Raw genomic sequence first — 18,825 nt, forward strand, 5'->3', positions numbered from 1 at the left:
GAAAATGAGTGGGGGTTTTCCGCCCAATAGACTTGCCCAGCTGAACATATCGTTTCCAGCAGAAATATAGCGTACTAAACGCTATGCGCTTTAAGTCTTCCTGGTGGTTTCCTCGTATGATGTACGCAGGTTAAGACTTAGCAATTAAAATTTATTCCAATTCAGTAAGCTTTCATAACGTTTGTTATGTCTAAAGGCTAACTATCTTTTGCTGTTTATTTTTTGCTGCCTTTCCTTTTTAGAGATTTTTTCAAGACCTGCCTAAAAAGATGAAATTAAAATGACTGAACAAATAAATACTGAAAAAAACGACCAAGCCTTAAATACCATTGGCTTTGACACCTTAGGTTTACCAAACGACTTATTAACCGCGGTAACCTCAATAGGCTTTACTTCTGCAACACAAATTCAAGCACAGACAATTCCACCTTTATTAGCAGGTAAAGATGTATTAGGTGAAGCACAAACAGGTACAGGTAAAACAGCGGCATTTGGTTTACCGGCATTAGCACAAATAGATACTTCAATTAAAAAGCCACAGTTAATGGTGCTAGCACCAACACGTGAATTAGCAATGCAAGTTGCAGAAGCAATAGAGTCTTTCGGTAAAAATATGAAAGGCCTACGTGTAGCAACCCTATATGGTGGACAATCTTACGGACCTCAGTTTCAACAATTAGAGCGCGGAGCGCAGGTTGTTGTAGGAACGCCGGGTCGATTAATGGATCATTTACGCCGTAAAAGCTTAAAATTAGGAGATTTACGTTTTTGTGTGCTTGATGAAGCAGATGAAATGTTGAATATGGGATTTTTAGAAGACATTCAATGGATTTTGGATCATTTACCTAAAACAACTCAGATGGCTTTATTTTCTGCGACTATGCCGCCAGCAATTCGCAAGATAGCTAATCGTTTCTTAAAAGATCCTGAGCATATTAAAATTGCAGCTGTTAAAAAAGCAAAAGCTAATATCAGTCAATTCGCGTGGAAAGTTACCGGCATTACTAAAATGACTGCGTTAGAACGCATTGCTGAAATTGTTGATTATGATGCGATGATTATTTTTGTACGTACTCGAAATGATACGGTTGATGTAGCAGAGAAACTAGAAAGTGCAGGTTATCCTGCACTGGCGTTAAATGGTGATATGAACCAAGCTCAACGTGAGCGTTGTATCGAACAAATGAAATCGGGTAAATCGTCTATTTTGGTGGCTACTGATGTGGTTGCTCGTGGTCTAGACATTCCGCGTATTTCTTTAGTGATAAACTATGATCTGCCGGGTGACAATGAAGCTTATGTTCACCGTATTGGACGTACTGGCCGTGCAGGTCGTGAAGGTATGTCTATTGCGTTTGTTCGTCCACGTGAAATGTATTCTCTTCGTCACTATGAGCGTTTAACCTCAGGCAAAGTTGAAATGTATGAATTGCCAAATATTCAAGAACTTGGCAAAAAGCGTATCGAACGTGCGCGCAATGATATGGCAAATATTGTTGCGTCTAAAGATTTAGCCAGCATGCGTGAAATCGTTGAATCTATGGCGAATGAATCAGAAATGTCGATGACAGATATTGCGGCTGCGTTATTGTATCAAAAGCAATTAAAACAGCCTTTACAGCCTAAAGAAGATCCGAAACCACGCCGTGAAGCCCGCGACAATAATAGTCGCGATAGAAATGGTCGAGATAGAAACGATCGTGGTCGTGATAATCGTCGTGGCGAACGTGCCGGTGCCCGTGGCGCTCGTGATGATAAGCCACGTAAAGAAAGAGTGAACCGTAATGATGTTGATTGGCAGACATATCGTTTAGAAGTGGGTAAAGATCACGGTGCGCGTCCAGGTGATATCGTTGGCGCTATTGCTAATGAAATTTCGCTAGACAGCAGCTACATTGGCGCTATCAACTTACATGAAAAGCATAGCTTTGTGCAATTACCTAAAGGTATCCCAGCTGATTTATTCAAGCAGTTAAAAGGCGTGCGTGTTCGTCGACAACCAATTGCTATTAGTGCCTCAGAAGAGAGAATAGAGAAACAACAAGCTCCACGTCGCAATAAAGAGCGTTCTTCACGCCATAACTAACCACTATATGAAACTGAGCCTATTAAGGTTTAGATATAGCATAATGAAAAGGCGCTTTTAGCGCCTTTTTTCTTGCCTGTAAATAATCACTTACATCGCACTGCAAGCCTGTATATAGGCTTGCTTTCTTTCTGTTCATTTTTCGTCTTATTAGTCGTACATATACATTTACATGTCCATTTTGCTGTCAATTTGACAGAGGCTTTCGCAATTGCAAATACATCTAGATAATAAAGCGATAACAAGTTGAATTATAGTAGAAGAGATAATCAAATGACTGACGCTAAACCTGCAACCAATAACCCATTAAAACTTTGTGGTATAGAATTTACCGAGTATGCGAGCCCTGACTCTGATTTTATGGAACAAGCTTTTTATGGTTTTGGCTTTTCAAAAACTAAAACATTTAAAGGCCGTGATATTGATTATTTTAATCAAAATGATATCCACTTTTTACTAAATAGGGAAACTCAAGGCTTCTCTAAAGAATTCGCCAAAAGCCATGGTCCCGCAATATGTTCAATGGGCTGGCGTGTTGAAGACGCTAACTTCGCGTTTGAACAAGCGGTTAAACGTGGTGCAAAATCCGCAGAACATGCCGACAATAAATTACCTTATCCCGCTATTTACGGGATAGGTGATAGCTTAATTTATTTTATTGAAAACTTTGCACCTTATGAAAGTAATGTTGGTAAAAATAAAGGTGTTATTTATGACACCGACTTTGAAGCGCACCATGAGCCTGTTGTGGTAGAAGACAAGGGCTTTTTAGCGGTTGACCATTTAACCAATAATGTCTATCAAGGAACCATGACTAGGTGGGCTGATTTTTATAAAGACGTGTTTGGCTTTACTGAAGTACGCTATTTCGACATAAAGGGGGTTAAAACGGCGCTAATTTCTTACGCTCTGCAATCACCATGTGGTACTTTTTGTATTCCAATTAATGAAGGTAAAGGCAATAAGGATAATCAAATTGATGAATATTTGTCGGAATATAATGGACCCGGAGTCCAGCATTTAGCCTTTATCACCGATGACTTAGTTAGCTCGTTAGAAAAGCTAGATCGCAGCGTGATAGATACCCTACATATTGTACCTGAATATTATGATGAAATTTTTGACCGCGTACCTTGGGTGAAAGAAGACAAAGATAAAATTAGAGAGCATCAAATTTTAGTTGATAGTCAAAGTGAAAACTCCTATTTATTACAAATTTTCACTAAAAATTTATTTGGTCCGATTTTCATTGAAATGATTCAGCGTGTTAATGATCAAGGGTTTGGCGAAGGTAACTTTTCGACTCTGTTTAAGTCTATTGAATTAAATCAAATGGAGCGAGGTGTGCTATAGCACTATATTTGCTTAGTGGCATATGAGTTGGAAAATGTGTTAAAGCTTTTCCAACTCATTATTGTTAGCGATAAATAATAATTGCTTTTTATTTAGTGTTCGCGTTTACAGAAACATTTAAATCTTTCAAAATTCCATCATGGACATTGTAGACCAAACCATGAACGGTTACGTTCTGTTTGGCTTCCCATGCACTGCGAAGAATAGTTGAATTAGCAACATTGGCAACTTGCTCCATGACATTGAGCTCGCATAATAAGTTTAAGCGCTCAGCATCACCTTCAATAGCATCTAATTTTTTCTTATTAAAACGGTAAACATTTTGAATATGACGTAGCCAGTTATCAATTAATCCTAGGCTTTGGTCATTATAGGCTGCTTGAATGCCACCGCAGCGGTAATGACCACAGACAATGATGTCTTCCACCTTAAGAACTTCTACGGCAAACTGAATTACCGAAAGACAGTTAAGATCGGTGTGAATCACTTGGTTGGCAATATTACGGTGAACAAATACTTCGCCAGGCATCATACCTAACAGTTCATTTGCAGGTACCCGCGAGTCAGAACAACCTATCCATAGGTATTTTGGTGTTTGTTGTTCAGAAAGGTTTTTAAAAAAACTAGGGTCTTGGGCTAATATTTCGTCTGCCCAACGTTTATTGTTGTCAAATAAATGTTTTATTGTGCTCATAAAATTAAAGTGCCTATCAGATTAAATGCAGTTGCCAAAAATGACTTGGTGACATTTTATGTCATAAAAAGCTTAAGTAAAAGTAAATTATGGTATTACCAGTCAATTAATATAGCGCTATAATAAGTCCTTACACTATATTTAATGAGTAAAACTATGGCAACGGCGGCGGCAGTTCATATCTTAGTAAAAACACAGCAAGAAGCAATAGCGTTAAAACAAAAGTTAGATAACGGTGCAGATTTTGCTCAATTAGCGAAAAAATTTTCCATTTGCCCATCAAAAAAGAAAGGAGGCGATTTGGGTGAATTTCGCAAAGGTCAGATGGTAAAGGCGTTTGATGATGTGGTCTTTAAAAAAGCGTTATTAACAGTACATGGGCCAATAAAAACAAAATTTGGCTACCATTTAATTAAAACCTTGTATCGTAATTAAGGCTATAAAAGACTCAACTTTCTCGATCTTCTCGATCTAAATCTTCATTTCTCTTTTTGATTTTTGCTAGTTGCTCTTCACTAAGATCAAACTTTTTTGCCGATTTTTTGAGGACCATAATAGCGCCAATAATCGAGCCCAAAGCTAAAATGATGATCATTAATTCAACAAATGACATATGACGCTTCCTTTTTGATTAGCTATGTTTACATTAGTTAATCCTACGCTAAACCTTAGTTAATTGGTAATAATCATAGCAAATTAGATGATTTACAGGTAACTTATCAAATTAGGATTATACTATTATAATAAAAAAAAGTTTCTAGGGTCGTATTATGAATAAACATTTAAGTATCAAACTTATTTTACCTATGGTTGTTGTAGGTATTGTCTTTAGTCTTGTTATTTTATTTTCAGCAGATACATTCAGTAAATACACTGTTTTGGCTATTATGTTGGCGTTGATTGCCACCCAAGCGGGTTTAAGCGTATTCTACTTTAACCAGCAGTTAACTAAACGAATAGGCAAATTAAAACACTATTTAGACTTAGTCGTTAGCACTGAGCAAGCCCCTTCAGGACCACTTACCGATACTAACGCCGATGAACTCGGTGAAATTACCAACCAGTTGAGTGATTTTATTGTCGCTTTGGCCGATATTATCAGCAACATCAGAAATGAATCAAGTGCATTAAGTCAGGGCTCAAATCGACTGGCTGTGCGAATACAAGCCTCAGCTAAGGCGGTTGATGAATCAGTTTCTCAAGTCGAGCAAATGGCACAATCTATTGAAGAAGTTGCAACTACATCATCTGTTCTATCAAGTAATGCCGAGCAAGTCAGTGAAACCTTTACTGAGGTGATGACCACACTGAAACAAGGTATATCATCTTCAAATACTAGCCAAAATACCATTAAGTCTTTTGCCACTGAAGTGGCCACTATGGCCAATGATTTAGAATTGTTACAAGGGGAGAGCGCCCGCATTGGTTCAGTATTAGATGTTATTCGTGGTATTGCAGAGCAAACTAATTTGTTAGCGCTTAATGCCGCTATTGAAGCTGCTCGTGCGGGTGAGCAAGGTAGAGGTTTTGCCGTTGTTGCTGATGAAGTTAGAGCCTTAGCTCACCGAACTCAAGAGTCAACCGTAGAGATACAATCAATGGTTGAAGGTTTACAAACCAAAACAATTGATGCTGTTTCGGCGGTAACTCGTGGCCAACGCTTGTCACAGGATAGCTTAGATCAGTCAGCAGAAGTTGTATCAGCGTTAGAACAAATAAGTGATGCTTTTGAGCAGGTTGACAGTTTAACCTCGCAAATAGCACAAGGTACTCAAGAGCAACAAAACTCAACTGCCTCAATTAATGACAGCATGGTAGCGGTAGTGTCCTTAAGTCGCGATATTAATGAGGGATTAGTTTCTGTAGAGAAACACGCCAATAAGCAACAAGAAACAACAGCGGTGGTTGATAGTACTTTAAATCGTATTTGTGTTTAGTGTAGTGAACTCTACAGAAGATAAAAGCATGCTAGGACTAGCCTGCTTTTAGCTTTATTCCTTACTTTCTTGGTTTCTTTTTTGCGTCAGTGCCTGAAGCTGCTTTGACTGTTGATGCAGGCTGGTTCGTACTAATACTTCTCGATCGTCTTCACGAATAAAGTGAAATATTACTTTGTGGTAATAATCATCGGCTTGTTGCTCTACCTCAATGACTTCACCATAGCAATACACACCACTATTTTCAGTTAATAGAAAAATTTTCATCTCTAATAACTGCGCTAATTCAAAGGGTTGTTTTGCGATAAATAATAGACCGCCTCCGCCAAATTCAATCCCTTGGTAGCGGCAGCTTTCATCATCTTGTTGACTTAAAATATAACCTATTAATAAATCAATTTTAGTCGATTGATAGTTGAGAAAGTCTACTAACTGACTGGCTACCCCTGACAGCGCTTTAATAGAGCGAAGCGCTGATTGGTCAATAGTAGACATATCGCTAGCCATTTTAAACGGGGTTGGCATGTTAGCAATAAATTGTTCATAACTTATGCCATGGTGTGGATCAATTGGCCTAATGTTAATGCTAAAGTCATGTTCAACGGCAAAGAATTCATGATACTTAGTTAACTTTTGCTCAATTGTTTCGTGATTCTCTAACTTCACTTATTTTTCCTTATTGCTGACTAGGCCTACTTGGGCGATAGTATGTCTAGGCTATAGTATATTGATTGTTTCTGGCATCTTTGGCTTGATATAATGCACTGTCAACTCGTATAAATATAGAATTAATGTCGTCTTCAATCTTTACTGATGATCTTATAATATCAGCTATCGCATTAGGTTCAACGCTAATTTCTATCTTAATTCCCTGTCTTTTTTAAGTTAGTTACTGATGCGATATTATTTGTTTTATTGGCTTGAATGGTATTATTTATAGCAGAGCAACAATTGGCTGTGTTATGCTTAGTTTCTTATTTTAGCTCAGCACTTTTCACAAGAATAACAAATGTTTCAACCTGTTAGCCTGTTTATTGGTTTACGTTATAGTCGTAGCAAACAAAGCACTGGCTTTATTTCTTTTATTACCTTTTTTTCCACTGTCGGAATTTTGCTCGGTGTTGCAGCTTTGATCACCGTTGTATCTGTGATGAATGGTTTTGAAGGCGAGCTAAAAAAACGCATTTTAGGGCTAGTGCCGCATGTGGTGATTGCACAATCATCTAGTCAAGCGCCAAGCCAAGTAACTAACCAAGTGATGCCCGAAAGCTTTCAAGCATGGCCTGCTTTAAAAGCGCAACTGTTGCAGCAACCTCATATTGAGCATGTTAGCCCGTTTTTAAGCAGCGAGGCACTTATTCAATCATCAAGCAATCTACAAGGGGTGTTGTTACAAGGGATAATCCCTAAATTCGAACAAAATAATATCATCAACGACCATATGCTCGCAGGCTCCTTGCAAAGTTTATCTCAACAGCCTTATGCCATTGTTATTGGTCGCGCGCTAGCGAATAAGTTAAAAGTGACGGTCCAAGATACGGTACGTTTAGTTTTGCCAAATAAAACGCTGTTTACACCAATGGGTAGAATTCCGGTACAGCGAAACTTTATTGTCAGTGGTATTTTTGATGTTGGCTCGCAAGTTGATGACGCCATGGTATATATTCATAGCCAATATGGTGCGAAGTTATTACGCCGTCAAGGTGATGGAATTGACCAATTACGACTTTATCTTGATGATGCGTTTAATGCTGAGCGTGTTGTCAATGCGTTAACGAGTGCCTCTCTAAATGAACTACCAATTAAAAATCTGACGTTTACCACCTGGAATGATACCCAAGGTGCGCTATTCTCCGCTGTGAAAATGGAGAAAACGATGATGTGGTTAATGTTAAGTTTAATTGTTGCTGTGGCAACATTTAATATTGTGTCAGCTTTGGTGATGGTAGTTGTAGAAAAACAAGGCGAAATAGGTATTTTACAAACACTGGGTTTATCTCGTGCTGGCGTTGTTAAAATATTTATTACACAAGGCATGATTAATGGTTTATGGGGGGTAATACTCGGGAGTGTGTCTGGGGTTTTAATCGCGCTAAACCTTAATGAAATGTTAGCTATGATGGGGCTTAATATCTTAGGGGGTAATACGGCGGCGCAAGCTTTACCGGTGCAACTAGAATTGATTAATGTGGTTGTTATTGTGCTTTCAGCACTAGCGATGAGCTTCATCGCTACCTTATATCCTGCTTTTCAGGCATCTAAAACTCAACCGGCAGAGGTTTTACGAAATGAGTAAAGTTTTACATTGCAGTCAGTTATCTAAGTCATACCAGCAAGGGGATATTGAAACTAAGGTATTAGATAAATTGGAGTTGACGGTGGAAAAGGGTGAACTACTGGCTATAGTTGGTAGCTCAGGATGTGGTAAGAGTACTTTTTTACATTTAGCAGGCGCCTTGGACTTACCAAGCTCTGGCGAAGTTTATATTAATGGTGTGAATATTTTAACGCTCTCAGACAAACAAAGAGCTGTTTTTAGAAATCAACATATTGGTTTTATCTATCAGTTCCATCACTTAATGATGGAATTTACGGCATTAGAAAACGTGGCTATGCCCTTGCTAATCCGAGGAGATAAACCTAAAGCTGCTATAAATGCCGCTACCACCGTATTGACTGAAGTGGGGTTAGCTCATCGCTTGCATCACAGGCCGAGTGAGTTATCAGGAGGTGAAAGACAGCGTACTGCAATCGCCAGAGCGTTAGTGACAAAGCCTGCACTTATTTTAGCCGATGAACCTACAGGAAATTTAGACTCAGATACTGCAGAGCAAATTTATCAATTAATTCGCCAGTTAAACCAAAGCGCGCAAACCAGCTTTGTTGTGGTCACTCATGATCTTGTTTTAGCTAAGCGCATGGATAGACAATTAAAATTAGATCATGGTCACTTATCGCCGTTTGTTGAAACCAGCCCTATGAGCAAGTAAAAAATGATAAATCAAGCGCCCGATTCATCAAGTAGCCAAAAGCAAGCAAACGCTAAGTCAGCACATAACTCATCATTGTTAAAACCGCTAAGTGTTTTTTTAGCGTTGCGTTATGTACGCAGTCGTCAGGGGCAGGGTTTCGCCACCTTTATTTCTGCGTCTTCAACCTTTGGCATTGCTTTAGGCACCATGGTGTTGATTATTGCCTTGAGCACCATGAACGGCTTTGAGCGAGAATTAGCGCAAAAATTGTTATCAATAGTACCTCATGCAGAGTTAATGTCGGTGAATGAGCCGATACCTGATTGGCCAAGGCGTGTTCAGCAAATTCAAAATAGCCCTCAGGTTTTGGCGGCAGCCCCTGTGATTACCATAACAGCAATGATGCAGCACAAAGCACAATTAAAGGCGTTAGAGATTAGAGGTGTCGATGCCACACTTGAAGCAAGCGTTTCAGATATTCAAAACTACATTGTTGAAGGCAGTTGGCAAGCACTAAACCCAGAGGCAACTCATCAAGAGTATGCTCAGAAAACGTCTTATCAAGGGATAATTATTGGTGCAGGTATTGCAAAAAAATTATCGGTTAAAGTTGGAGACAGCGTACAGATTTTATTGCCTACACGTGTTCAAGACAATAGAGTGGCTCAGCAAACAACACAAAATATTTTTGCTGCGCCGATAAAGCGCAATGTAGAAATTGTAGGTGTTTTTAAATTTGGTGGCACCATTGATGAAACGCTTGCTTATATTGCTTTCAATCATGCCGCTGAAATTAACGGATATCAAACAGGTGAAACACAAGGTATTCGGTTAAAACTTGATGATGTGTTTGCCGCGCCACGCGTTAGTAGGATGATTGCCTCAAACTTTAACCATTACGTTTATATCTTAGATTGGACCCATAGCCAAGGACATTTATTTAATGATATACAAATGGTACGTATGGTGATGTTTATTGTTCTAGTGTTGGTGATTGCGGTCGCTAGTTTTAACATAGTCTCCACCTTGATTATGGCGGTAAATGACAAAAAGGGCGATATTGCGATCCTTAAAACCATGGGGGCGAGTAATACGCTGATTATGACAACCTTTATTTTTCAAGGATTAGTTAATGGGGTATTAGGAAGTGTGCTTGGTGCTGGTCTAGGAGTCATTATTTCATTAAACCTTGCGGATATTTTCTCTTTTGTAGAGCGATTGTTTACGTTAAAACTGTTATCAGCCGATGTATATTTTATTGACCATATTCCTAGCCAATTAAATCAGGCTGATGTTTATATCACCATTATTACTGCATTACTTATGTCATTACTCGCAACTATTTACCCTGCTTGGCGAGCTACTAAAGTTGAACCAGCGAAAGTGCTAGGGCAATTATAACTGGTGTTTATTGCGCTAGTCTAACCCAGTAGAATAGTCTCGATTGTCCATTGTCCTTTTTCTATTGTCGATTAAAGTTCAGACTATGCTGCGTTTCAATGTAGGGGGTAATTTATTGCCCGTTGTCGGACTAAAGTCCAACCTACACAGAGGGCAGTGTAACTGTGAACTTATTGCTTGTTGTCGATTAATGTTCAGACTATGCCGCGTCTCAATGTAGGGGGTAATTTATTGGCCGCTCCCGTTAGTGATTAACCTTTAATCCTGACGGATTTTAGACAAAAAAAAGCCCACACTAATAAATGTGGGCCAACTTAAATATCAAGTTGATAGAAGGAAATATTTTTCAAAGAGAAAATTCCAATAAACATGTCAAGGAGAAAAAATAAAATCTGAACCTACGGGAATAGTAATCAAACATATCAATTCTAAGTTATCTGCTAATAATGTCTCTATGGGGAAGAGTAAGTCATTACTAGTTTAGCGCTAGGAGCTAAATCAGAAAACAAGTGTATTTTAGGTTAACTGGACACTACTGACAAACTAAAAAAAATAGGGTTATGTATTAGAAAAACTAATCCGAATGCATATGGTCATCCAATACCCCGATTACAAATAACGACATAATTCAACATTAATGGCAGACTTGGCTGGAGTTCTAAGCCTTTCTATAGCCATCCAGCATTTATACATCTTGTTGGGAATTAGTTATTCTACTTTATCGGAGACTAGGCTTACGGATATTAATTGCGCACAAAACTAATCTATTGCTAGGAAAATGTAATTATTCTTTAACTTCGCCTTGTTTGTGGGCTAGGTTATCTATTACTATAGATTCACTCAGGAATATTATGTTAGAAACCCTATTGTAAATGTCAACTTCAGCCCCTAATACAAGTCAAAAATATTCCCTTCGAGTGTATTATGAAGACACTGATGCAGGTGGAATTGTTTATTATGCCAACTATTTAAAGTTTTTTGAGCGTGCTCGAACAGAATGGCTGAGAGAATTAGGCATTAATCAATCAAACTTTTTAGAACAAAACATAGGTTTTGTGGTCACAAAGGTAGAAATGGACAATATTGCTTCGGCTAGGTTAGATGATTTACTGACGGTAACTTCCACTATTATTTCGTTAAAACGGGCTAGTTTGGTTTTTCATCAACAAATTATTAACCAAACGCAGCAAGTGATATGCAGAGCAACAGTAAGAGTTGCCTGTGTTAATTTTAAGAATGTAAAGCCTACGGCTATTCCAGAATCTATATTAGGAGCGTTTAAACGTGTCTGCTGAATTTTCAATTTTTGAGTTAGTATTAGAAGCTAGCTTGTTGGTTAAATTTGTTATGTTGGTGTTGCTGGGTTTTTCGGTTGCTTGCTGGGCGATGATTTTTCAGCGTCGCCAAGCCCTTAATTTAGCGAAACAACAATTAAAAGACTTCGAAGATAAATTTTGGAGTGGCGCCGATTTAAGCAAACTTTATAATGAAATATCAGTTAAAGATAAAATTCATGGTATAGAAAGTTTATTTGTTGCAGGGTTTAAAGAATTTGCCCGCTTGCGTAAAAGTCATATAGATAATCCCCAAACGATCGTTGATGGTACTCATCGAGCAATGCGAGTTGCATTATCTCGTGAAGTTGACAGTTTAGAAACTCACTTACCCTTTATGGCAACAGTTGGCTCAATAAGCCCGTATATAGGTTTATTTGGAACGGTTTGGGGGATCATGAATTCATTTATTGGCTTAGGCTCGGTACAACAAGCGACTTTAGCTATGGTTGCCCCCGGTATTGCAGAAGCTTTGATTGCAACCGCTATGGGCTTGTTTGCGGCAATTCCTGCTGTAATGGCATTTAACCGCTTTAGTCATAAAGTTGAAAAGCTTGAAAATAGCTATGGTAATTTTATGGAAGAGTTTGCCAGCATTTTACAACGTCAATCGGCGATTGAGCAGCGAGTGTAAATAAGGGGTTTATTGATGTATCAAAGAGTTAGGCGCCGTAAAGTTGCTGAAATTAACGTTGTCCCTTATATCGATGTGATGTTGGTATTATTAATTATTTTTATGGTAACAGCCCCCTTAATAACCCAAGGTGTTAAAGTGGACCTACCGCAAGCAGAGGCTGAGCCATTAGATAAAGATACAAAACCGCCGCTAGTTGCCTCTGTTGATGCGCAAGGACGTTATTATATTACCCTGGGAAGTAACGACAAAGAACCATTGTCGGCTGAAGAAGTTGCCACTTTAGTTAAAGCACATTTAGCCGTGAACCCTGATACACCCGTGGTGGTTAACGGAGATGGTGCGGTGTCCTATGATGCAGTGATTCAGTTGATGGTGTTACTGCAACAAGTTGCAGGTGTACCTTCGGTTGGGCTAATGACAGATTCGGTGGAGAATTAAAGTGATGCCCAAATATGATCGTGCCACGTTAATTAAAGCTGTTATCGTTAGTGTGGTTCTGCATATTGCGTTAATCACCATGCTTTTTTTTGGTGACTTTAGCAGCCAAACCAAACCTAAAAAGGCGACTTCGGTTGCTAGTGAGGTTAAACCGATTCAAGCAACAGTTGTTGATGCGAGTAAATTACAACAAGCGATAGACAAAATTAAAAAACAAAAAGCTGATGACAAGGCAACTGAAAAAAAACGTATACAGGCTATTGAAAAGCGTGCAGCCGATGCAAAAAAACGTCGTGCCAGAGAAGAAGCCCGTATTAAAAAATTAGAAAAGCAGCGTAAGAAAAAAGAACAAGAAAAACGAAATGCAGACAAGGCAGCTAAAGCATCGGCAGCCAAAGCTGCGAAAGCTGAAAAAGTCAGGAAACAGAAAGAGCAAGAAAAACAAAAAGCTGAAGACGCGGCGGCTGCGGCACGCTCAAAAAGATTAAAAGCAGAAGCAGCGGCGAAAAAAGCTGATGATTTACGTAAAAAACAACAAGCAGAGCGTAAACGAAGAGAGAAAGCCGCAGCAGAGAAGGCCGCGCAAGAAAAATTGTTAGCTGAACAAATGGCAGCTGAAATGGCGGCACGTAATCAAGCGCGTAAGCAACAAATGATGACTGAAATTCAACGTTACGCAGCGTTAATCACTAATGTGATAGATCAAAATATGATTAACGACCGCTCAACAATGGAAGGAAAATCATGTAAATTAATGATTAGCCTAGCACCTTCGGGATTTGTTACACAGGCGCGTGTTGTTAGTGGTGACACTGTTGTTTGCGAAGCGGCCAAACGAGCTGTGTATAAAGCGGGCACTTTGCCAGTATCAAAAGATCCTGAAGTGTTTAAACAAATGCGCAATATTGATGTTACCGTAGTACCTGAGTTTTAACAGCAGGCTTTAGTTAACAATCAAACCCTTATATTCAAAAATAAATAGAAGTGAACAATGAAAATTAAATTACTACTTGGAATTTTTATCACCTTACTGTCTACCTCGGCAATGGCAACACTTGAAATTGTGATCACTGGCGGCATTGACAGTGCAAGGCCAATAGCTGTAGTGCCATTTAAATGGCAAGGTGTGGGGGAATTGCCCGCAGAAGTATCTAAGGTTATTAGTGATGACTTATTACGCAGTGGTAAGTTTAGCCCCATTAGCGCTGATAAATTTCCGCAATTACCCACCTCAGCAACCAATATTGATTATAGTGCTTGGGCGAACACTGGGGTAGAAGCAATTGTGTTTGGTAGCGTAGAACAAACTAATATTGGTAAATATCGTGTTAGTTACCAATTGGTTGATGTTATTCGAGGTCAAATCACGGGCGGACAAACCTCGATGCTAAGTAATGGTGAGTTAGTCAAAACGGAGGATCATATTTTAAGTCAAAGTAGTGCTCAAATCTCTAGTGACCAATTTCGCCGTTATGCTCATACCATTAGCAATGCAGTTTATGAAGCACTGACTGGCTCTAAAGGCGCTTTCTTAACACAAATAGCTTATGTTATTGTGAGAGATCAAGGTAAATATCCTTATCAATTAGCTTTTGCCGATTATGATGGTTTTAATGAGCAAGTATTGCTAAGTTCAAATGAGCCGTTAATGTCACCTTCGTGGCATGCTGATGGTGAACAATTGGCTTATGTGTCGTTTGAGAACCGACAAGCACAAATTCATACCATGAATATTTATACGGGACAACGCCAATTAATTAGTTCGTTTAAAGGGATAAACAGTGCTCCACGTTTTTCACCTGATGGTAGTAAAATGGCCATGGTTTTGTCAAAAGATGGCAACCCTGACATATATATAATGACCTTAGCAACCAAGAAATTACGACGTATAACTCGTAATAGAGCAATCGATACTGAACCAAGTTGGTCTCCTGATGGTAATTCTTTAATATTTAGTTCAGAACGGGGTGGTAAACCGCAGCTTTATCGCGTAAATTTAGTCGATGGTAAGATTAGGCGATTAACCTTTGATGGTGAAATGAACCTAGGTGGCTCAATCAGCCCAGATGGTAAACAGTTAATTATGGTTAATCGAACACGTGGCCAATATCGTTTAGCGAAACAAGAATTAGACACAGGTATATTTCAAGTGTTAACGAAAACTCGTTTAGATGAATCTCCGAGTGTTTCACCTAATGGCACAATGATAATATATAGTACATTACATAATAATAGACAGGTGCTGGGATTAGTCTCTGTTGATGGACGTTTTAAAGCGCGTTTACCTGCGCTTGATGGGCAAGTTAAGTCACCTGCTTGGTCACCATTTTTATAGACTAGCCCTCACAATGAAAAACAATTTTTAAACCTATTTTTGAATAATAAGGAAAATAACATGCGCTTGAATAAAACACTTAAAAATGTAGCGGTTGCTCTACCACTTCTAGCTTTAGCGGCTTGTAGCTCTAATGATAGCAGTGATGAGGATAGTAGTATCAATACTAATACCCAAGTTAGCCAACAAGCTGCTGAAGATAGCGTGCAAGTTACTGCGGCTAAACGTGCGGCTGAAATTGAAGAACAAAAACGTCAGCAACTAGCTAAATTACGTTCTGAGCACATTATTTATTTTGGTTTTGATGTGTCGAATATTAGCAGTGAATTTTCAAATGTATTAGACGCACACGCTACTTTTTTGAATGCTAATACTGATGTTAAAGTGTTAATTGAAGGCCATGCTGATGAACGCGGAACGCCAGAGTACAACATCGCTTTAGGTGAGCGTCGTGCTAAAGCAGTGGTAACGTACTTAGAAAATATGGGTGTTTCTTCAAATCAACTATCAGTAGTAAGTTATGGTGAAGAAAAGCCGATGATTAAAGATCGCTCAGAAGAAGCGTTCTCTAAAAACCGTCGCGCTGTTATTGTATATTAACAACAGAACACTCAAAACGGCTGATACATAACATCGGAAAAAAAATGAAACTAACCCTTTCAACTAGAGCAGTTTTATTTGGTATATCTTTAACCGCTAGCACTTTTTCAGTGCTAGCGGCGCAAGCGCCAGTGATAGACGTAAGCTCTACATCAATGAATAATCAAAGTGCAGGCTCGCTTTCTGAACAACTTGCTAATATTGAGCGTAAGCTTGATGTACGTAATCGTGCGCAAGTTAACATACAGCGCCAGCTTGACGATTTACAAACTCAAGTAAATGAATTGCGTGGTGTTACTGAGCTTCATACCCATCAACTCTCTCAGGTACTTGAGCGTCAGCGAGAGTTGTATCAAGAGCTTGATCGACGTGTTAGCCAAGCATTACAGCCAACACCACAAGCAACAAATGTCATAGACACTGCGGTAGTATCTAAACATTACAGTGATGATTTAACAGAAAATGAAGCTTATGACAAAGCGCTTAATTTAGTGCTAAAAGATAAACGTTATGAGCAAGCCATTCCTGCGTTCCAGAGTTTTAATCAAACTTACCCTCAATCAACTTATGCACCCAATGCCCATTACTGGTTAGGGCAGTTGTTGTTTAACAAAGGTGAGTTAGCACAAGCAGCGCAAGAGTTTAATACGGTTATTGAACAGTTTAAAGACTCGAATAAACGTCCTGATGCTTTATTAAAACTGGCGATGGTTGCCCAACAACAAAACATTACTGACAGAGCGGTTAAGCTATATCGACAGTTGATAACACAATATCCAGATTCAACGTCAGCACAATTAGCAAAACCACGTTTAGAAAATTTAACCCAATAGATCAAGTACCATTTACTGCATTATCTTTTTAATGTGGTTTTACGCATAAAAGCTGCGGTAAAGGTCTATTATGTGTCGACAAAACTAGCGCTTTGCTTTGTTTTTAGGCAATCGAAAAATAATAGCAAAAAAAACGAACTTTATTGTTGCACTAAATTTTTATATCAGTATCATATGCGGCGCGTTGAGGTAGCAACCTCAACGCGATGTCGGCCGTTAGCTCAGCTGGTAGAGCAGTTGGCTTTTAACCAATTTGTCGAAGGTTCAAATCCTTCACGGCCGACCACTTTTATTTTTAAATTATTTTAAACAACTAAACTAAAACGTATTACTTGTTTACTAAAATTTAATTATTAAAGTAAATCTAGATGAAAATTTAGAAGAACAAAAATTGTAAATATCTTGAATCGGCCGTTAGCTCAGCTGGTAGAGCAGTTGGCTTTTAACCAATTTGTCGAAGGTTCAAATCCTTCACGGCCGACCAATTCAAGAAAACGTAAAAACTATATTAAAACGGCCGTTAGCTCAGCTGGTAGAGCAGTTGGCTTTTAACCAATTTGTCGAAGGTTCAAATCCTTCACGGCCGACCACTTTAATATAACGAGAACAAAGTAAAGAAAAACTAGAATCGGCCGTTAGCTCAGCTGGTAGAGCAGTTGGCTTTTAACCAATTTGTCGAAGGTTCAAATCCTTCACGGCCGACCAATTCTAGAACAGACTTTTCAAGAAAACCTTTCAGCAAGCCAAGGCTTTTAACCACTAAGCTAAATTATCTCGAAGGTTCAAATCCTTCACGGCCGACCAATTCTAGAACAGACTTTTCAAGAAAACCTTTCAGCAAGCCAAGGCTTTTAACCACTAAGCAAAATTATCTCGAAGGTTCAAATCCTTCACGGCCGACCAATTCTAGAACAGACTTTTCAAGAAAACCTTTCAGCAAGCCAAGGCTTTTAACCACTAAGCAAAATTATCTCGAAGGTTCAATCATTCAGGGTTGATCACTACACATTCACCGTGCATTCCTTTATAATTGCTGCGCTTTAAAACAACTTGTTTTGTAATAATAATTGAGATTAATCATGAGCCAAACTAATTTAGCCGTCGACTTTGACTTTCAACTACCAGCAATGCCTGAGCCTTTGTCAAGTGATGAAAAAGCTACCTTAAAAGATAAAATCAAACGACTGTTGAAAGAAAGAAATGCTGTATTAGTTGCTCATTATTATACAGATCCTGAAATCCAAGCACTTGCAGAAGAAACTGGTGGCTGTGTCGCCGACTCACTAGAGATGGCGCGCTTTGGTAATCAGCACCCTGCAGATACCTTGATTGTAGCAGGTGTTAAATTTATGGGAGAAACGGCGAAAATACTCACTCCGGAAAAAACGGTATTAATGCCTGAGCTTGAAGCTACCTGTTCATTAGACTTAGGCTGTCCAGTTGAAGAATTTTCAGCTTTTTGTGATCAACATCCCGAGCATACTGTTGTTGTTTATGCTAACACTTCAGCAGCCGTTAAAGCACGTGCTGATTGGGTGGTAACCTCAAGTATTGCCCTAGAAATTGTTGAAATGCTAGACAGTGAAGATAAACTTATTTTATGGGGCCCTGATCGCCACCTAGGCTCATATATTGAAAAAGTCACTGGTGCTAACATGACTATGTGGCAAGGCGCTTGTATTGTCCATGATGAGTTTAAAGCGAAAGCGCTACGTGATTTAAAAGTGCAATACCCAGAAGCGGCTGTTTTGGTTCACCCAGAATCACCGGCTAACGTAGTAGCGCTTGCCGATGCTGTCGGCTCAACCAGCCAACTGATTAAAGCGAGCCAAGAAATGCCTAATCAGCACTTTATTGTTGCTACGGATCAGGGCATTTTTTATAAGATGGAGCAGGCAAACCCCGATAAGACGTTTATTGCTGCGCCAACTGGTGGCAATGGTGCAACGTGTCGAAGTTGCGCCAGTTGTCCTTGGATGGCAATGAACGGGCTAAAATCGATTGTTGAGGCATTAGAAAGCCCTATTGGTAAAGAGATTGTTGTTGATAGCGAGCTGGCCCAGAAAGCTTTGATCCCCTTACATAGAATGCTCAATTTTGCTGCTGAGAACAAACTTAAAACTCAAGGTAACGCTTAAGGGCATTAAATCGAGTAAACTTTAAGCACTTAGTTACTTTTTACCGAGTAACTTTAGTGAAGGGCTT

At 39.1% G+C, this 18,825-nt stretch carries 18 protein-coding genes and 4 tRNA genes; 19 read left to right on the forward strand and 3 right to left on the reverse strand.

All coding sequences use genetic code 11. The features are described from left to right. The first annotated feature begins 280 nt into the window (after positions 1–280). Together ABXG98_RS03990 and hppD are read left to right on the forward strand one after the other, a co-directional pair. Complete coding sequence (locus ABXG98_RS03990) at positions 281–2,086, forward strand: DEAD/DEAH box helicase (protein WP_353537384.1); 1,806 nt, start codon at positions 281–283, stop codon at positions 2,084–2,086. A 273-nt stretch (positions 2,087–2,359) separates the two neighbouring features. Beyond that, on the forward strand, positions 2,360–3,439 hold the full coding sequence (hppD, locus tag ABXG98_RS03995; RefSeq protein ID WP_353537385.1) for a 4-hydroxyphenylpyruvate dioxygenase: 1,080 nt from the start codon (positions 2,360–2,362) through the stop codon (positions 3,437–3,439). Positions 3,440–3,527: 88 nt separating this feature from the next. Here the strand turns inward: hppD and can are convergent, their stop codons facing one another. After that, entirely contained in the window at positions 3,528–4,133 is a 606-nt protein-coding gene (gene can / locus ABXG98_RS04000) for a carbonate dehydratase (protein WP_353537386.1), read from the reverse strand. A 156-nt stretch (positions 4,134–4,289) separates the two neighbouring features. Here can and ppiC point away from each other — a divergent pair, with 156 nt between their 5' ends. After that, positions 4,290–4,568, forward strand: coding sequence for a peptidylprolyl isomerase PpiC (gene ppiC / locus ABXG98_RS04005; RefSeq protein ID WP_353537387.1), 279 nt, complete (start codon positions 4,290–4,292; stop codon positions 4,566–4,568). Between the two features lie 13 nt (positions 4,569–4,581). Here the strand turns inward: ppiC and ABXG98_RS04010 are convergent, their stop codons facing one another. Then, positions 4,582–4,746, reverse strand: a complete 165-nt coding sequence (locus ABXG98_RS04010) for a DUF2897 family protein (protein ID WP_353537388.1) — start codon at positions 4,744–4,746, stop codon at positions 4,582–4,584. Between the two features lie 157 nt (positions 4,747–4,903). Between ABXG98_RS04010 and ABXG98_RS04015 the strand changes: the two genes are divergently transcribed. Then, entirely contained in the window at positions 4,904–6,070 is a 1,167-nt protein-coding gene (locus ABXG98_RS04015) for a methyl-accepting chemotaxis protein (protein WP_353537389.1), read from the forward strand. A gap of 54 nt (positions 6,071–6,124) precedes the next feature. Here ABXG98_RS04015 and ABXG98_RS04020 read toward each other — a convergent pair whose 3' ends face one another. Next, entirely contained in the window at positions 6,125–6,736 is a 612-nt protein-coding gene (locus tag ABXG98_RS04020) for a PilZ domain-containing protein (RefSeq protein ID WP_353537390.1), read from the reverse strand. A 343-nt stretch (positions 6,737–7,079) separates the two neighbouring features. Between ABXG98_RS04020 and ABXG98_RS04025 the strand changes: the two genes are divergently transcribed. From ABXG98_RS04025 to nadA, 15 genes are all read left to right on the forward strand, one after another. After that, the gene (locus tag ABXG98_RS04025) at positions 7,080–8,366 is read left to right on the forward strand and encodes a lipoprotein-releasing ABC transporter permease subunit (protein ID WP_353537391.1); all 1,287 of its coding nucleotides are present in this window, start codon (positions 7,080–7,082) and stop codon (positions 8,364–8,366) included. Further along, positions 8,359–9,060, forward strand: a complete 702-nt coding sequence (gene lolD, locus ABXG98_RS04030; RefSeq protein ID WP_353537392.1) for a lipoprotein-releasing ABC transporter ATP-binding protein LolD — start codon at positions 8,359–8,361, stop codon at positions 9,058–9,060. Before ABXG98_RS04025 ends, lolD begins: the two co-directional genes overlap by 8 nt. 3 nt (positions 9,061–9,063) lie before the next feature. Continuing rightward, a complete protein-coding gene (lolE, locus tag ABXG98_RS04035) occupies positions 9,064–10,443 on the forward strand; it encodes a lipoprotein-releasing ABC transporter permease subunit LolE (protein WP_353537393.1) in 1,380 nt (459 codons plus the stop codon). 872 nt (positions 10,444–11,315) lie between these two features. Further along, positions 11,316–11,738 carry a tol-pal system-associated acyl-CoA thioesterase gene (gene ybgC / locus ABXG98_RS04040; protein ID WP_353537394.1) on the forward strand — a complete coding sequence of 141 codons (423 nt, stop codon included), beginning with the start codon at positions 11,316–11,318 and terminating at the stop codon, positions 11,736–11,738. Next, on the forward strand, positions 11,728–12,411 hold the full coding sequence (tolQ, locus tag ABXG98_RS04045) for a protein TolQ (RefSeq protein WP_353537395.1): 684 nt from the start codon (positions 11,728–11,730) through the stop codon (positions 12,409–12,411). The genes ybgC and tolQ overlap by 11 nt, the downstream gene beginning before the upstream one ends. A gap of 15 nt (positions 12,412–12,426) precedes the next feature. Beyond that, positions 12,427–12,852, forward strand: a complete 426-nt coding sequence (gene tolR, locus ABXG98_RS04050) for a protein TolR (RefSeq protein ID WP_353537396.1) — start codon at positions 12,427–12,429, stop codon at positions 12,850–12,852. A gap of 4 nt (positions 12,853–12,856) precedes the next feature. Beyond that, complete coding sequence (gene tolA / locus ABXG98_RS04055) at positions 12,857–13,786, forward strand: cell envelope integrity protein TolA (protein WP_353537462.1); 930 nt, start codon at positions 12,857–12,859, stop codon at positions 13,784–13,786. A gap of 57 nt (positions 13,787–13,843) precedes the next feature. Continuing rightward, on the forward strand, positions 13,844–15,187 hold the full coding sequence (gene tolB, locus ABXG98_RS04060) for a Tol-Pal system beta propeller repeat protein TolB (protein WP_353537397.1): 1,344 nt from the start codon (positions 13,844–13,846) through the stop codon (positions 15,185–15,187). Between the two features lie 60 nt (positions 15,188–15,247). Beyond that, complete coding sequence (gene pal / locus ABXG98_RS04065; protein WP_353537398.1) at positions 15,248–15,787, forward strand: peptidoglycan-associated lipoprotein Pal; 540 nt, start codon at positions 15,248–15,250, stop codon at positions 15,785–15,787. A gap of 44 nt (positions 15,788–15,831) precedes the next feature. Then, complete coding sequence (gene ybgF / locus ABXG98_RS04070; protein WP_353537399.1) at positions 15,832–16,620, forward strand: tol-pal system protein YbgF; 789 nt, start codon at positions 15,832–15,834, stop codon at positions 16,618–16,620. 210 nt (positions 16,621–16,830) lie between these two features. Continuing rightward, positions 16,831–16,906 (forward strand) — tRNA-Lys (locus ABXG98_RS04075). A gap of 122 nt (positions 16,907–17,028) precedes the next feature. Then, a tRNA-Lys gene (locus ABXG98_RS04080) sits at positions 17,029–17,104 on the forward strand. A 30-nt stretch (positions 17,105–17,134) separates the two neighbouring features. After that, positions 17,135–17,210, forward strand: a tRNA-Lys gene (locus tag ABXG98_RS04085). A 39-nt stretch (positions 17,211–17,249) separates the two neighbouring features. Further along, positions 17,250–17,325 (forward strand) — tRNA-Lys (locus ABXG98_RS04090). A gap of 374 nt (positions 17,326–17,699) precedes the next feature. Continuing rightward, positions 17,700–18,758, forward strand: a complete 1,059-nt coding sequence (nadA, locus tag ABXG98_RS04095; RefSeq protein WP_353537400.1) for a quinolinate synthase NadA — start codon at positions 17,700–17,702, stop codon at positions 18,756–18,758. Positions 18,759–18,825: the final 67 nt, after the last annotated feature.

This window comes from Colwellia sp. KU-HH00111 (assembly GCF_040362745.1).
GTDB lineage: Bacteria > Pseudomonadota > Gammaproteobacteria > Enterobacterales > Alteromonadaceae > Colwellia.

Bases quoted from the DNA above. Each gene is read 5' to 3' on its own strand.
- nadA (WP_353537400.1), top strand. From the start codon at position 17,700: ATGAGCCAAACTAATTTAGCCGTCGACTTTGACTTTCAACTACCAGCA.
- lolE (WP_353537393.1), top strand. From the start codon at position 9,064: ATGATAAATCAAGCGCCCGATTCATCAAGTAGCCAAAAGCAAGCAAAC.
- ABXG98_RS04025 (WP_353537391.1), top strand. From the start codon at position 7,080: ATGTTTCAACCTGTTAGCCTGTTTATTGGTTTACGTTATAGTCGTAGC.
- ybgF (WP_353537399.1), top strand. From the start codon at position 15,832: ATGAAACTAACCCTTTCAACTAGAGCAGTTTTATTTGGTATATCTTTA.
- ABXG98_RS04010 (WP_353537388.1), bottom strand. From the start codon at position 4,746: ATGTCATTTGTTGAATTAATGATCATCATTTTAGCTTTGGGCTCGATT.
- ppiC (WP_353537387.1), top strand. From the start codon at position 4,290: ATGGCAACGGCGGCGGCAGTTCATATCTTAGTAAAAACACAGCAAGAA.
- tolB (WP_353537397.1), top strand. From the start codon at position 13,844: ATGAAAATTAAATTACTACTTGGAATTTTTATCACCTTACTGTCTACC.
- ABXG98_RS04015 (WP_353537389.1), top strand. From the start codon at position 4,904: ATGAATAAACATTTAAGTATCAAACTTATTTTACCTATGGTTGTTGTA.
- lolD (WP_353537392.1), top strand. From the start codon at position 8,359: ATGAGTAAAGTTTTACATTGCAGTCAGTTATCTAAGTCATACCAGCAA.
- ybgC (WP_353537394.1), top strand. From the start codon at position 11,316: ATGTCAACTTCAGCCCCTAATACAAGTCAAAAATATTCCCTTCGAGTG.
- pal (WP_353537398.1), top strand. From the start codon at position 15,248: ATGCGCTTGAATAAAACACTTAAAAATGTAGCGGTTGCTCTACCACTT.
- hppD (WP_353537385.1), top strand. From the start codon at position 2,360: ATGACTGACGCTAAACCTGCAACCAATAACCCATTAAAACTTTGTGGT.
- tolA (WP_353537462.1), top strand. From the start codon at position 12,857: ATGCCCAAATATGATCGTGCCACGTTAATTAAAGCTGTTATCGTTAGT.
- ABXG98_RS03990 (WP_353537384.1), top strand. From the start codon at position 281: ATGACTGAACAAATAAATACTGAAAAAAACGACCAAGCCTTAAATACC.
- can (WP_353537386.1), bottom strand. From the start codon at position 4,133: ATGAGCACAATAAAACATTTATTTGACAACAATAAACGTTGGGCAGAC.
- tolR (WP_353537396.1), top strand. From the start codon at position 12,427: ATGTATCAAAGAGTTAGGCGCCGTAAAGTTGCTGAAATTAACGTTGTC.